Genomic DNA, 14,964 nt, shown 5'->3' with positions numbered 1-14,964 from the left:
GTTGGTATCACATTTACTTTTGAATGGTAATATTTTCAATGACTACAGGTGTAATGGGTTTATCTTGTGGATCAGTGGGCATCTTGCTAATCTTATCAACAACTTCTTGTCCAGAAATGACTTGACCAAAAACATTGTAGCCACCTTGTAATTCAGGTGTTGGTGCAACGGTAATAAAAAATTGACTGCCATTCGTGTTTGGTCCAGCATTGGCCATGGCAAGTACGCCAGGTTTGTTAAAACTGGCATTAGTATTTTCATTATCAAATGTGTAACCTGGGCCACCGGTCCCATTTCCGAGGGGGTCGCCGCCCTGAATCATAAAGCCGGCAATCACACGATGAAAGGTTAAGCCATTGTAAAAAGGGCGTTTAACCATTTTGCCAGTTTTTATGTCTTTAAATTCTTTTGTTCCAGTTGCCAGCCCTACAAAATTTGCAACGGTATTGGGAGCTTCTTTTGTAAATAATTCACACGTTATGTTGCCCTCTGAAGTTTTAATAATTGCAGTTTCTGCATGTGCTGACATGATACCTACTGTTAACACTAAGTTACTGAGTAAACAAATAATTTTTTTCATATGAAACTCTCAATAGAATGGTTAAGACCAGTATAACAGTATTGTATCGCATTAAAATGGTTTTTAAATGAAACTCAGAGTTTCGGCTGAATTAGATGGGGGTGTACTATAATTAAAGAACATTGAATTGTTATGCGAGAGTTTCATGAGCGATTCTGAATATGAAAGTGATTCTGAATCTGATAGCGATTCTAAATCTGAATATGAGCTCCGTACGCTACCATCCAAAATACATTTTGTTTGGGTTGGGGGACCTATTCGAGCTCAATATTTACGCACTATTATGGATGTTGCTGCAGTAGCACTAAAAAGTGGTTTTGAGGTTAATTTATGGGTTGATAATGAAATGAATTACATTAAAACATCAACTCAAGAAGGAATAGACATACCTAACTTAAGAATAAGGAATGTTCATGAATTGGAAGAAGGGATGCGAAATGCCCCCTTTTACGAGGAGGGAGACAGGTACAAAAAATTTTGGGAATATGTCAATAGAGAACGAGTCGGTTTTAAAAATCTTGCGGCAGCCGCAGATTTTTTTCGCTTCGAAATTTTAAGGCAAGAGGGCGGTTATTACTTCGATACCGATATCGTTTTTTATTTGGATGAAAACTCACAATTTGTAGCAGATGAGGTTGCTTTTGGCATAAAAGCGCATGTGGATTTGCATACAGGATCATTCACGGATCCACGTGGAGGTTCTACTACCCATTATGTCAATACTTTAGGAGATGTTAATAACGATATTATTGCTGCTATTCCTGATCATGAGGTTATGGAAGATGCAATTCTAAATGCTATGCAACGTCATGAAGAGTATGATTCATCCCCATTGCCCCTGGAATCGCTTAAAAAAAAATTCGGTCCATATGGCAATCTGATGGATGCTAAACGCACTCCTTATCAATTGAAGGAACCTATGGATTTTAGAAAATATCAAACTATTGCAGCTGGTCCTGGTGCATTACAGGAGGCATTGCGTGATTACATGGAAGGTGTTGAAGTAGAAGATTCCAGCTTGCTAGTTACCTTAAAAGTTGGTAATCAATACTCGAATGTAGCAAATGATAAGGATAAAAAACCGATTATGGGAATCGAAGTGGTCAGTAAGTGTGATAAAACTTGGCTGACTAAAAAAAGAAAAGCTGCGCAAAAAGCTTTTGATACTGATTCGATTGTTATAGAGCCCTCACTTTCAAAGGAATCTGGGCACCCAGTAAGTAATAGAGAGGCATACTCTGATGATGACGAAGAGTATAGTGATGAATTAACAGAAGAAACCGGATTCCATGGCAATTTGCGCAAGGAACAATTTATCAATGAATTGAAAGATTATATTATCATAAAAAAAGAAGAAGCAAGGCAGGCTTTGGAAGTGAAAGAGAATGAAGAAGGCCATGATTCTGAGGAAAAAATTCTAAGTAAGCATTTTAAAACACGTCACATAGAGATAACAAAAGGGTTCTCTGTTGAACAGAAAATTGCTGCCGTAGAGAAGCTTATTAGTTTACTGCAGGAAAAGGATGGGGCGGAACTGCTTAATGCGATTGATTATGCAGCGCTTACCAGTTCTCGCCTGGGTAAGTTAGTCGAAAGATACGATGATTTGATACTTAAAGAATATGTTGTGCCTGATGAGTATGGGGAAAAACCATACTGAATTCAAATGGATTAGTTGGTCTGTAGTAGTTCAAATTTATTTGGGTTTTGGCATGAGAATATTTTCAATTTCCTCGTGTTTTTCATAATGTTCTGGCGGATTTTCCAGTTTTTTTTGTAATTTTCCCTTGTTTTCTTCTGTTTTGCCTTTTTCAGTTCTGTTTTTTATTACCTCTCTTAACACAGGAAAAATTTGATCCTCGTCGTTTTGAATATGATCGGAAAGCCATTCCGGGGATCTGGAGTCTATTTCTCCTAATTTATCGATAAGTACATCCCAACAAGTAAAAGGATAATTAGGATTCGAAGAATCTTGGTGCCCTAGTTTTTTATAAATTCGGTCACAAATCTCACTAGTAGGTATGTTTTCAAGAAAACTGCTGTCTTTCTTTTGTTTCAATATGATTAAACACCATTGAATTGCATGGGTCAGCTCACCATGGGATGATGCTCTTAGACTGCTGTCTTTTAACATAAATCCTGATGATACTAAAAACATGAAGTCTTCTTTTTTTAATGGCTTATTCCCTATTGTTTGTAACATTCCCTCTCTAAAGCCAGCCTCGGTTAGTATTTCCTGTATGAGTGTTCTTAACTGCTTTGTTGCTCCTTTTTCTCCGGGTTTGAGTCCTTTTTCCTTTAACCTCATTGTCAGTTGTTCGTTTAATTCAATAAGTTGCTCGTTTACAGCTTCGGTATCCATCAAATAGTTTTCTATTTTTGTACATAGTTGTATAAAGGGCTCATTTTGTAATAATTCACCTTGAAGAGCTCTTTTTATTGGATTTTTTTCATCTTTAGAGAAAAACATATGACCTCCAACGCGCTAATTTTTTTAAGTATAGATTATTTTTAATAAATATTGTTTATAAATATTCGTTATTGCTTACTTATTGGTTGACTTGAGTGTTGATGAGCACATGGTTTAAGCGCATTTACATTAATCTTGCCATTTAGTATCAACGATAACCCAATTAGTGGGGTCAATGAATGCATTAAATGGATACCCTATGATTATTTATGATATTTTGATTATTTTGTTCAGACGAACTCTTGAAAATTAGTTGAAGTAGTTCGCTTCTTAACAGCGCATTGATAGGTTCATTTAAATCAGCTAATTGAGTAGCAGATAAACGATCGGCCATATAAGAAATAAAAAACTGATTGGTTTTCATATCATTTAAAAGCAAAGCCAAATGATTAGAAAATTGCAATAAATTAGAATGCATTGATGGGTGGTTTCCATAAATTTGTTTTAAAGCATCAACTATAAGGTGACTAGAGTATGGTTTGATTGAATCAAGCAAATGGGCATGCATTTTTGGTGATTGTTTAAAAAAACCTCTAATGAACTGACTGATAGGTAACTTATTTCTGGTTGTAAGCGTGTAAAGTTTTTTACTGTGTAAATCTACAGGGCGATTAGTGATGGTATTTTCCATTAATTTCTCATTGTTTATTAGCTGGAGGCATTGATCAAAGCAGTTAAATAATTGAAGAAAAATCTTTTGCATCTCGGCTGAAAAAACAGCTTGACCAGCAGCATGCAAACAATGCTCACATAAATTTTTCAAGATGGTTTTTCTCTGTTTTCTTTTATCTTTTACGGCTGCCCGCATGTCATTTTCGGGGTGTACAATGATGTCTGTAAAGAATGGTTTTTTTAAGGCTGCTATTTTTTCTCCCTTGGCTTGTAAAATCAGGAGGTCTTCTTCAGGAATCCTCCGCACAAGTTTTGCGAAATCAATATTTGTTTTTGTTAAAAATAGACCTAATTGAACTAAAATAAACAACAATAAAAAAAGGAGAATGAGCAAGTATGGCATTAAACCAGGATAATATTTGTAACCTGGAAGCAATCTCGAGCAATCTTGTCCGTTTGAGTGTGAAAAATCTCTGGCTCTCGAGAGTGTTTTAAAGTCTACGAAATTGATGTATTTTTGAGAGAACCTGTCAACGATTAACTTAAATGGGATTTTCTGATGGGATAGCATATGGGCCGCTAAAATCATATGCGCAGCCCCGCCACACATTCCATACAGTACAATTTTTTTGTTTTTTTGTCTGAAATGTTTTGCGAAAGCGAGCACATCCCTGGCTATCTCTTCAGCACTGTTGGCAAATTTATTGGACCGATTAGAATAATTTCTATGATTTATAAGCACTAATTCTGTGCCAAAAAGTTCCTGGAACTCATGAAAGCTGGTATTAAGATAATGATGTTCTGTTTGGAAATGTCCAATTAACGCTAAAACAACGGTATTGTTTGTTGTTTTTCTTTCCTTAACAGAAAGCCCCTCAAGTACAATACCATCCCAGGCTGGTATTAATAATTTATGAGTAATATGCTTGTCGGTTGTTGGCTTTATGTAGTGTGGGAAAAAAAGTTCCTTGCTAAAATTTTCCGTAATCAGCTTATTGATAGCGACACCTAAATTGAACGGATTAACTTTCATTAAACTGGTAACATCATTAGACACTTGTGTTGCTGCCAATCCATCTGGCGGGCCATTTTGAGTACGTGATAATTCAGCTAGGCACGTATTCTGAGTCAGTTCAAGGATTTTTCGGTGAGAAATATCTTCACATACCTTGCTGTCAATTTTTGCAAGAATATTGGCAAAGAAAGAAAATAGCGTTTGGGGATTCTGGGTTAATAACGGATAGTTGACATTATAATATTGAATTATTTCAAATAAGTTTTTTTGCAGGATCTTATAAGCAAGTGAATTTTGCTTTAACAAGCTCATTTGTTTATCCAAAACCAAAATGCACGAGTAACCCAAATCAATAAAAACTTCACATTTTATGTACAAAGGGTGTTTGATAATTTTTTCGCGAGTGATGTTTGAACCCAACCAAAACGCCAAAACCCATTTGTAAAACGAGTTTTTATCGTTATCAGAAGACAAATCCAGTTGTTTGATTAAATCACTTCTGTCTTCGAAATGGCTTAATGCCGCCTTGAGAATTGTATTGGAAACTAACATGAGTTCAAAAAATAGTAAAAAACACCGTATTATAGCAATTTTATATTCAGAATTTGCAAAAATATTTCAAATGTGGGTAAGTTTTTCTGTGGAAAGTAATTCAGGTAACCTGATATTTTCTGCAATACCACTACCTATACAATCGGTGGATGAAGTTAGATTTACATCATAAAGATGGTACCATCATTAAAATGGCACCACGTGAAATGGATAATTATTGAGCTGATCCGTGTAAGAAATACAAATCTTGTTTTAGCATTTCAATAGCGATGAAATTGAGTCAGTAAGCTCTTTAGGAAGCAGGCTTGGGTAATCTTGAATGGACCTATGTTCTTTATTTTTTGCAACAAAAAACAAGGCTTGGCTGAGTAGGGAGGGCACGGAATTTTTAATGCCACATAATTTCAGCCATTTAGCTTCCTCTATAGGATTTTGACCAGCTAGGGCGTTATTTCCATGAATATCCATAAAAGTGACTTTATTTAGATTAGGAAAAACAGTTGCAAGCAATTTGAGTTTTGCTGAGTGCTCTTGAGCTGAGCTGTAATCTATAACCACATGGGTTATTGTAGATAGAACCATTTTTTGCTGACTTAATTTTTCTATGACAGCAAACCAATCGTTGCCCATGTTCAAGCTGGTTATAGAAGCTGGAATTTTACTAAAAATCTTGGCTAATTCCTCTCCACTTTTAGCCCCAAGCTCGTTATTCGCTAAAACGAGTGAATCGACATTGGTTGGGATGTTGGCAAAGGCCATAGCCAGCTCTTCTCCAGTTATTTTACCAAGGTGATTAAATTTTAAATTAAGATTAGTCACTGAGCTGGGAATCTTGGCGAAAGCAATTGCTAACTCCTTACCATTTCTTTTTCCAAGTTCATTGTAGCGTAAATCAAGTGAAGTCACCGATAGTGGGATTTTGGCAAAGATCTCTGCTAATTCTTCTCCACTTTTATTGCCGAGGTTATTATCTCCTAATCGAAGAGTATTCACGAAAGCTGGAATGTGTGCAAAAGCCATTGCCAATTCCTTGCCAGTTCTGTTATCGAGGTCATTATCTTCTATATTAAGGTCTGTCACTGAGGTTGGAATTTTGGCAAAGGCAGCTGCTAACCCCTTGCCACTTTTTTTGCCCAATTCATTGCAACTTAAATTAAGGTTAGTTACGGAGGTAGGAATGTTGGCAAAAATTTTTGCTAAGTTCTTCCCACTTTTTTTATTGAGGTTATTGTGGCTCAGATCAAGTTGAGTTACAGAAGTTGGAATTTTTGTAAAGATTACTGCCAATTCCGTGCTTTTTATTTTGGAAAGATCATTAAGAGCTAAATCAAGGGTGGTCACTGAGCTTGGAATGTTAGCGAAAGCAGTTGCCAATTCCTTGCCATTTTTTTCACCCAATCCATTATTAACTAAAACAAGATGGGTTACTGAGCTCGGGATTTTGGCAAATGCAGTTGCCAGTTCCCCCCCAGTTCTCTTGTAAAGTTCGTTTTGGCTCAATATAAGCCTGGTCACCGATGTTGGAATTCCTGCGAATGCATTTGCCAATTCCTCTCCACTTTTTTTGCCAAGTTGATTGGAACCTAAATCAAGCGTAGTCACCGAAATTGGTATTTTGGCAAAAGCTTTTGCCAAGTCCTTACCGTTTTTTTGGCCGAGGTTGTTAAATCTTAATTTAATATGGCTTATCCAGCCTGGAATTTTGGCAAAGACTCTTATTAATTCTTCATTGCTTGTTTCGCCGAGGCGATTGTTTGATAAGTCAAGGTGAGTTGCCCAGCTTGGAATTGTGGCAAAATCTTTTTTTAATTCATCCTCTGTAAGTTTTGTCAGAGTAAGCTTATAAATTAGTATCATATTGTGCTCTCCTATTTGAAACAGCCTAATAAGGCTATTAAATGAATAAAAAATTCAAAAAGATGAGGAGAGTTATTAAGGCGAATCATATGGATATCACTAAGATAAGCATAAGTTTGCTTTTGCAAACCTCATCTTAGCGAAAACCCGTTTAATCATTAAAACTAGGAAAACCAGTTCTCCTGTTATACCATTCGGAGAAGACAATCACTGGGATAATAATATATCACAATGATGTATAAAAAATATACATAGATATTTAAAAATACTTTTTGACAAAAATAAAATCAATTCTGGGGGTGTAATGAATTTGTGGGGAAAAGCTTTAAATCTGCTCCATTTGTTATTTTTAGCGAGAATTTATTTTCATCAGAAAGAGGCTTTTTTTGTATTTGTAATGGTTGAGAGAAGGTTTTTTTGGGGGGTGTAAATAAACCAAGTTTATGGAGGTTTTCTTCGTATTCTTGCACCTTAAGGTAAACTTTTCCTGTATTTTTTTTATTTTGAACAGGAGTAATCTGAGGTTGAACTACAGGATTAGAATGACTTGTATTCTGATTTTCTGAAACTGCTTCAGGTGATTTATTTTCCTCAGGGAGCGCGATGCTATCCTTTTCCAGCTCTTTTCTTAGTTCAGTGGAAATCGTGACCGTTTTAGGCATTGCATGTTCCATATAAGAATTTAGAGCATTTTCCGCTGCTTTTAAGGATTGCTCCAGAGAAGCCAGCTTTTTATCAAGTACCGTTTCAATGTTCAATTGGTTTTTCAGCCACCCTATTGGAGTATGGTGCTGTTCAAATAGAATATTGCTGTCATACAGAGCTTTGATAAGCTTCATCCTTTCTGCCAATTCTTCTTGAGGATTGCTGTAATCAAAAAGATGCTGATTCAGGAGTTCTATTGCTTTGAGCTTGTCTGTGGAAAGTGCTTTTTTGTAGACTTCAGTTTGTTTAAATCTTTCCTCTTCCCTTGAGCGTAACCGGTTGGGAATACTTTCAAAACTATCAAGAAAATCAAACAGGATAGAAGCATTTTTTCTGTCAATTTTGTTTTTTTTCTCTTTCCAATTTTCTTGTAATACACGTAATGATTTTACTTCCTTGGCAATTTGTCGCTTCGCAGTTTGCCACTCATGGTGATATTTTAATGTGCCGTGTTCAAAATGGAATAAGCTTTCTTCAATAACAAATTTATGATGGGAGTTTAAAAAGATTTTTTTGAATTTATTGTAGCTTTCGCTGGTATGAGCATTTTTTCCATTGGTACCCGCAATACGTCTCATCCATTGCTCTCTCTCTGCAAATATCTGAGCCAATGGCATAAATATTTTAAAGCTTAAGAGTTTGAAAATATCTTCCCTGGTGATGAATTCCGGCAAATCAGTTGTAGGTTGCTGTTCAAGAGGGATTAATACATTGTTCACAAAATCATTGTAGAATATTTGAACATTCCTTGTTTCAATATCCAAAGTCCTAAAATATTCTTCATTTAAGTCTGGTGTGTAGTGATTTGTTTCCCATGTTTTCAACTGAAGCATCAAACGGTGGTAACTCCTGCTAATTTGTTCAGGTTTGTGAGAGCTGGATTTATTTAGTTTAAAAAGCATGGGTATCTCCAGGTTAATACAAATGGATTGATTTTGGGGATGATAAGAAATTTGGATGATAGCAAAAGACAGTTGTTTTTGAATACATGAAATCCGTATCTGTTTTTGGTGTTCGTCAGAAATAGTTGGTTTATTTTATTGAGTTGATTCAAGAATAGAAAAGAGATGTATTGAAGCTGGGTATCAAGTTAATATTATTTGGTGAGAGATATAATTTAAAAACATGTTTTGCCAAATTAACTCTTAATATTTTAATATCTCATTAGGGTTACCCCGCAAACAATAAATGAACAGGTGCTTGTTTGAATATTAAAGAAATCCATATCGCAGAACTAACTATTCCATTAAGCCGTCCGTTTATTACCGCGGTGAGACGTACAGAATGCGTTGATGATGTTGTGGTATTAATAAAAACGGATTGTGGAAAGATTGGTTATGGTTCAGCAGCATCAACACCTGCTATAACTGGAGACAGCAAGGAATCCATTATTGCTGCTATTAAAAGTGCCTTGGGGCCTCCTCTTATCGGACATAATATTGCCGAATTCAATTTATTACTGCAAATGACTGATGAGGCTATAGGAGGTAACTCGTCAGCGAAGGCTGCTATTGATATCGCTTTGCATGATTTATTTGCCCAATATTGTGGTTTGCCTCTCTATAGATTGTTGGGAGGAAATACCAATTGTATCGATTCGTGTATTACGATAAGTGTCAAAGAGGTTGATGAGATGGTGAGTGATGCGGTTGATTTAATTCAGCGAGGGCACAAAACCCTGAAAATCAAATTGGGATTAAATCCAGTGGACGACATCAATCGAATTCGAGCTATTCGTCAGGCAGTAGGCAATGACATTACTCTGCTAGCAGATGCAAATCAGGGATGGTCTTATGAAGAGGCATTAATCGCCATTACTGCGTTCAAAAAAGAGAATTTGAATGTTCCTCTGGTGGAGCAACCGGTTAATGCTCGAAATCTGCCTGACTTAAAGACGATTAGTGATCAGGTTGGTTGTGCAATTATCGCTGACGAAGCGTGTTTTTCACCAGAAGATGCATTGAATATCGCAAAGATTAATGCTTGTGATGGGGTCAATATAAAGTTGATGAAATCAGGAGGCATTGAGAAAGCTCAATCTATCTACCATATTGCTCAAGCGGCCAAAATGCAAATAATGGTTGGATGTATGCTGGAGTCGCCGATTGGAGTTGCTGCAATAGCCAGTTTTGCATTAAGTAAGCCCGATATTTCTTATGCAGATCTCGATCCTATTTTTTTGATCCGTGAGAATTATATTCTTGGTGGGGCACAAAGTCTCAGCAATAAAATTATCCTGGCAGACAAACCGGGATTAGGGATTGAAGGCATCACACAGGGACTGAATCTAATTGGAGTGATCCGCTAATGTCTTTCTACATTCAGCTAGCCAGTTTATCCATTATTATTCTTTATGTTTTGCTGTTATTTCGTAACGTTGATCCATTAGTAGCGACAGCTGTTTGCGTTGGGCTAGGTTTTTTGTGGAATATAAGCACCCCAATTGACATAGGGAATGCCATGGCTGATGCCTTGGGTTCATTTATGGCTTTGGTTGGTTTTATCATCATGTTAGGTCGAGGGTTGGGCGAAGTTTTAACGCATACCCAGGTAAGTCATACTTTAGTGCACCAAATTGTTTATGGAGTCGGGGTTAATACTCAGCGACGCGCTAAAATTGGTATAGTCCTCTCATCCTTTATTATTGTTGGTTTGCTGGGAACATTAGCGGGAGGTTTAGCTATCCTGGCCCCCAGTTTGCGTCCTATTGCAGGGTCAGTAGGCTTGTCACGTCCCAGTTTGGCGGTACTCATGCAAGCTTCAGCTGAAGAGGCTTTAATTCTGGGGCCTTTTGCTCCCCCGGTTGTAACCTTGCTTGGTGTCACTGGATTAAGTTATGGGACAGTATTTCTTTACGCTTCGCTCCCAATTGCTGTAGTGACTTTAATTACCACCTGGTTTATGGCTTCACGATTACAAAAATTATACATCAATGAGCCCTGCGAAGACGAGAACAGCACTGAGCCCTTTACTCCCAATAGACAACAAAAAAGGGTTACATTAATTTTTCTGATTTCCTTTTTGTTTTGTGTTGTCTATGGCTTATTTACTCAAGCGAAAACCTCTTATGTGATCTTTGTCATGTTATTTCTGGCGCTGATTACCGGATTATCCTGTCGACTCGGTTTGAAACAAATTTTTAACCTGTTATTTGAAGGAATGCAAAAAAGCTTGCATCTCTTCTTTTTGTTTATTTTATTTGATCCTTTTATGGCACTAATCCATCAAGCTGGAGGATTTAATGCATTAACTGAGTTATTAACACCATTAATTAACCTGGGAGGGAAACCAGTATTATCGATCTTAATAGGATTTACCGGCGCTTTTGGTATGCCAGGCGCTGCAGAAGCAACCATCAAAATGCTTCACCAGCTCTTTAGCCCTTCTGTCCTCCAGATGCAATTGCCTCTTATCACTTTTGCTTTGTGCATGCTCTTTGCAACTCGCGTCACAAATTACGCTTACCCTGGCGCCAATATGTTCGCGGCAATGGGTTTTGCTGGAAGTGAGAATGTCAAAGCCATGATACAAAATGGCCTTGTAGTGACTGGCGTCCAGGTTGCATTTTTAATTGTTTATAGTTTATTCATACCCTGATGTTTGTGATCGCTTTAATCCTTTAAATCAATGAGTTTGCACCACACAGGGCTATGCTTAGGGCTTATATAGATGCAGAAGCTGGTAAAGAAAAGTGTTTAAAAATTTCTGCCAAAGCTAAATTGAGCAAGTCAAATTTGTATTTAATATGTTTTAAAATGAAAACTTTTTTTTTCAATAGGCTGTATCAGATCAAGTCAAATTTAATTCAACTTAGATAACAAGGAGTTAGTTACATGAAATATATATATTTTTTTTATAGGCTTAATTGTTGCCGATATCAATCCAGTTTTCGCAAGCGTGCTTCCCAGTTCAAAAGATGCTCAGCTTTGTACCAATGCTTATAATAAACTTTGGCATATTTTTGACAGTGTGAAGGCTGATTACCTAGGTGATCCAGCTGCTCAAGCTGCTATATTTAATGTGGAATTTCCCAAAGTACTGGCTGAAGATTTCTCCCTGACCATTAATAATTTACCTGTTGAGCCCAATAGTTCTGAAACAATTACTGTGAATGTGCAAGGACTTCCTCAAGTGATTTCCATGGCTTTAGAGCAAATTACTTCATGGGGACAACACCATATAGCTGGTCCTTTCAGTTTTAAACTCCTCTCTGAATCATTACCCTACAAAACACGGGTTTATCTCATGACAACCCGAGATATTGATTACACCAATTCTCCGGAAAATAATGGTTGCGCAGCTTTCCTGGCACAAAAAAATATGGTTTGCACTGTTAAAAATACTGGGCTTACGACTAGAAAAGCTATTCTTAATAGTATGAACTCTCACGTTGTAACAACTTATATTATCCCCGCTCCAAATTGCAGTCTATGGATAGCTCCCCCGGTTGAAGATTTTCCTACCGAAGCATAATTTACAGTAATGAAATGAGTTCTCTTCCCGAAAAACCACTTATTTAATTTCCCCAAAATTCTGTAAAATCTGTCACTTTGGGATATTTAATGAGTTAAGAAAGGATCCGATAAACACAGGTTTTACATTCTCAGGACTTACGAAAAATCCCAATCTCTTTGTTAAAAAAAATTTTTAATTCGGTCATTTAGTTTAGCTAAACCCCCTCATTAAAAATATTTTTTGCCTTGATCTTGGGGGTTTTCGTAAGTCCTGATTCTTTCTAACTGCATACTGTCGGCTTTTTATTGAATCGATACAGCATTTACCGGCATTTGCTTGTTGTTATTCAGGATGTCATTCCATGTTGTGGACAATAGCTCTTGGATTTAAAAAACAAGTTGAACAAATTTGATTCATTATGTATCCTTGATTCATTTCAATGAGCTGTTTGAGATTATGAAACCCAATTTGTTTTACTTTGTATTGACGCATATTTTAGCTGAATCCCCAAATCTTAAATTATTAGATGAGATTACACCGGTCCATGATATTACCTTAAAAGATAAGAAGTATTATCGCTTAGAATTACCCTTGGCTAATATTGCTGCAGAAGGATTCAGGCTGCATGACGCGCATATTAGTCTTTATGAGAAGACAGATCCCCATAATCCAAATTTAGGACTTTCGCATTTTACTGCGATCTTCCATGATCAAAATGGTCAAACCTATCGAATGCATTTGTTTTTGAATCGTTTCGACGCTCTGGCATGCCCAGCTACCTGGGAGTTATTGGATGATGATGAGCAATATGTCAAAGTTCCCCCACCAGAAAATCTGGAATATTTCATTCATTCTGTATGGCAGCTAGGCCTGCCTTGTTTGCAATTGTTGCGAAAAAAGCAAAAGGAAATAGAAGCTAAATTGCTTGCTGATTACCACAGATTAAACGAGGAAACGACTTCACTAAGTAAGGATTTAGATAAAAACAGAGCGGTCTATTTGGAAAAGCTTGATGAATTAATTAAGACGACTAAATCATTAAGCCAAATTTCTGAAAGTAATCATTGGTTGAGAGAAGCAATTTACCTGGGGAAAACACACAAGTACGTATCCTCTATGCCGGAACCAATTCTTGAGCCTGTTAAAAAAAGTGATGAAGAGCATAAAAAAGATGACAAAGCAGAGGTTGTTGCCTTGTCTCCAAAGCAAGGGGCTACGGAGCCCAAAATCAGCAGAGGCAATATCGGGCTTTCTCAATCGACCTTATTTTCCAAATCAGCCAAAGCGAAACGCCCTGTGGATGTGAAAATGGAGCGCGATATTAGCAAGATAAAAAAATTGTTTGCTCAACTATTAAAGACGGAAGATAAAAAAATTAAAGCAGTTCTTTTAATTGATTTACATTGGAAAATCAAAGAAATAAATTTGGAAACGGAAGAGTTACTGACAAAAGAGCAAACACAAGCCCTAAATGAAATCGAAGGCCGTGCAAATAAAGAAGCCAAGTCACTCCTGGAAAGAGCTTTGTTTGCTGGAGAGTTTGAATACGCTCAAACCCTGTCGCCTTATTATCCTTTGATTAATAATGATCTAATGGTTCTTGCGCTTACTCAGAGAAAAGCTGATCTTTTAAGCTTTTTAGTCACTAAAGTTGGTTTGCCTATCAATAGTTATCCAATTAAAACAAAAGCGCAAACGTATTCCAATGCCGTTGAGTATTGCTTCTCAGAACATAGTGAATCGTTGGTAGACTGCTTTAGCGTGTTAATAAAAAATGGCGCAAGTTTGATGCAGCCTGTTGGCTTACATAAATTACCTTTAGCCCATCTTCTTTTGTCTGAAATCCCCAGGCACCCTTTGCACGCCGCGTTAGAACAAAACAAAAATTTAACTCTCAATAACAAGCAATTTTATGCTCATTTAATTAATGCACTAAAATCATGTTTATTATCTGGTGATATCGAAGGTGACCAGAAAATTGCCCTGGAAGAGTCCATTGTGCGATACGAGCACTTAAAGATTAATGTAAAAAACTCATCCTCACTTTTGAGTCCTCAAAACCAGGCATTGGCTGATGAAATAAGCGATATTACCAAAAAATTATTGCCTGACGCTGTGGCTGAAGCAATTGAGAATGATGAGGAAATATCAAGAGAAAAAGCAATCGCTGATAAAGAATATAAAGAATTGATTCGTAAGGTGAAGGCATTTTATCATAAAACCGGAAAGAACTTTGCTTTTCAATCCTTAATTAATTCAGCCAATCAGGAATTGAAGAAAGAATTATTAGAAATTGACTTTAATATCGACATTAGCTTTAGCGAGCTTAAGGAATCCATACTGGAAAACTTAAGCAAGGAAAGATTAATGTTCAGCTATTGCAGTGAATTAATAGACGTTCAAAGAACAATCATGCAAATATCGCAGGGAGCGAGCAGAAAGAATAAAAACCTGAAAAAACTCAATGCGCGACATGCTGAGCTTATCGAATTGCTCACAGATTTAAGCCAAAATACGCCTCAATCTATGATAAAAGAAGCCAATGAATTTCAAGATTCTTTTAGTCAGCTTCAAGATTTATTGAATGGCTTGAATCAATTGGAGGGCTCTTTTGGCATGCTTGCTGGAGTATTAAATCAATTCCTTGAGGGCTCAACATCGGAATCAGAATCTTTTGATATTAAGCTATAAGATAATTGGCATACTAGTGTTCTGACA

At 36.8% G+C, this 14,964-nt stretch carries 10 protein-coding genes; 5 read left to right on the top strand and 5 right to left on the bottom strand.

Features of this window, described 5'->3' with window-relative positions; all coding sequences use genetic code 11:
• Positions 1-13: 13 nt before the first annotated feature.
• Positions 14-580, bottom strand: coding sequence for a type IV secretion system effector LirB (gene lirB / locus LPG_RS09840; protein ID WP_010947678.1), 567 nt, complete (start codon positions 578-580; stop codon positions 14-16).
• A 145-nt stretch (positions 581-725) separates the two neighbouring features.
• Between lirB and LPG_RS09835 the strand changes: the two genes are divergently transcribed.
• The gene (locus LPG_RS09835; RefSeq protein WP_015444360.1) at positions 726-2,240 is read left to right on the top strand and encodes a TcdA/TcdB catalytic glycosyltransferase domain-containing protein; all 1,515 of its coding nucleotides are present in this window, start codon (positions 726-728) and stop codon (positions 2,238-2,240) included.
• Between the two features lie 36 nt (positions 2,241-2,276).
• Here the strand turns inward: LPG_RS09835 and lirA are convergent, their stop codons facing one another.
• The 4 genes from lirA to LPG_RS09815 all read right to left on the bottom strand — a co-directional run bounded on the left by lirA (position 2,277) and on the right by LPG_RS09815 (position 8,693).
• Positions 2,277-3,050, bottom strand: coding sequence for a Dot/Icm T4SS effector LirA (gene lirA / locus LPG_RS09830; RefSeq protein ID WP_010947676.1), 774 nt, complete (start codon positions 3,048-3,050; stop codon positions 2,277-2,279).
• A 184-nt stretch (positions 3,051-3,234) separates the two neighbouring features.
• A complete protein-coding gene (locus LPG_RS09825; protein WP_010947675.1) occupies positions 3,235-5,229 on the bottom strand; it encodes a lpg1959 family Dot/Icm T4SS effector in 1,995 nt (664 codons plus the stop codon).
• Positions 5,230-5,481: 252 nt separating this feature from the next.
• Positions 5,482-7,110: a Dot/Icm T4SS effector LegL5 gene (gene legL5 / locus LPG_RS09820; protein WP_010947674.1), complete on the bottom strand. Its 1,629-nt coding sequence runs from the start codon at positions 7,108-7,110 to the stop codon at positions 5,482-5,484.
• 263 nt (positions 7,111-7,373) lie between these two features.
• Positions 7,374-8,693 (bottom strand): hypothetical protein, encoded by a 1,320-nt coding sequence (locus tag LPG_RS09815; protein WP_015444363.1) that lies wholly within the window; start codon positions 8,691-8,693, stop codon positions 7,374-7,376.
• Positions 8,694-8,995: 302 nt separating this feature from the next.
• Between LPG_RS09815 and LPG_RS09810 the strand changes: the two genes are divergently transcribed.
• The 4 genes from LPG_RS09810 to legC4 all read left to right on the top strand — a co-directional run bounded on the left by LPG_RS09810 (position 8,996) and on the right by legC4 (position 14,937).
• The gene (locus LPG_RS09810) at positions 8,996-10,099 is read left to right on the top strand and encodes a dipeptide epimerase (protein WP_010947672.1); all 1,104 of its coding nucleotides are present in this window, start codon (positions 8,996-8,998) and stop codon (positions 10,097-10,099) included.
• A complete protein-coding gene (locus tag LPG_RS09805) occupies positions 10,099-11,388 on the top strand; it encodes a TRAP transporter large permease subunit (RefSeq protein ID WP_010947671.1) in 1,290 nt (429 codons plus the stop codon). The genes LPG_RS09810 and LPG_RS09805 overlap by 1 nt, the downstream gene beginning before the upstream one ends.
• Positions 11,389-11,688: 300 nt before the next feature.
• Complete coding sequence (locus tag LPG_RS09800) at positions 11,689-12,264, top strand: hypothetical protein (RefSeq protein WP_010947670.1); 576 nt, start codon at positions 11,689-11,691, stop codon at positions 12,262-12,264.
• A gap of 390 nt (positions 12,265-12,654) precedes the next feature.
• Positions 12,655-14,937, top strand: a complete 2,283-nt coding sequence (gene legC4 / locus LPG_RS09795) for a Dot/Icm T4SS effector LegC4 (protein ID WP_010947669.1) — start codon at positions 12,655-12,657, stop codon at positions 14,935-14,937.
• The last annotated feature ends 27 nt before the right edge of the window (positions 14,938-14,964 follow it).

Origin of the sequence: Legionella pneumophila subsp. pneumophila str. Philadelphia 1 (assembly GCF_000008485.1) — a bacterium.
Taxonomy (GTDB): Bacteria; Pseudomonadota; Gammaproteobacteria; order Legionellales; family Legionellaceae; genus Legionella; species Legionella pneumophila.
The sequence above is the reverse complement of the archived record's forward strand: the minus strand, read 5'-3'. Positions and strand labels throughout refer to the sequence as shown.

Coding starts and splice junctions, on each gene's coding strand:
- lirA (WP_010947676.1), bottom strand. CDS start 3,050: ATGTTTTTCTCTAAAGATGAAAAAAATCCAATAAAAAGAGCTCTTCAA.
- LPG_RS09835 (WP_015444360.1), top strand. CDS start 726: ATGAGCGATTCTGAATATGAAAGTGATTCTGAATCTGATAGCGATTCT.
- LPG_RS09825 (WP_010947675.1), bottom strand. CDS start 5,229: ATGTTAGTTTCCAATACAATTCTCAAGGCGGCATTAAGCCATTTCGAA.
- LPG_RS09805 (WP_010947671.1), top strand. CDS start 10,099: ATGTCTTTCTACATTCAGCTAGCCAGTTTATCCATTATTATTCTTTAT.
- LPG_RS09815 (WP_015444363.1), bottom strand. CDS start 8,693: ATGCTTTTTAAACTAAATAAATCCAGCTCTCACAAACCTGAACAAATT.
- lirB (WP_010947678.1), bottom strand. CDS start 580: ATGAAAAAAATTATTTGTTTACTCAGTAACTTAGTGTTAACAGTAGGT.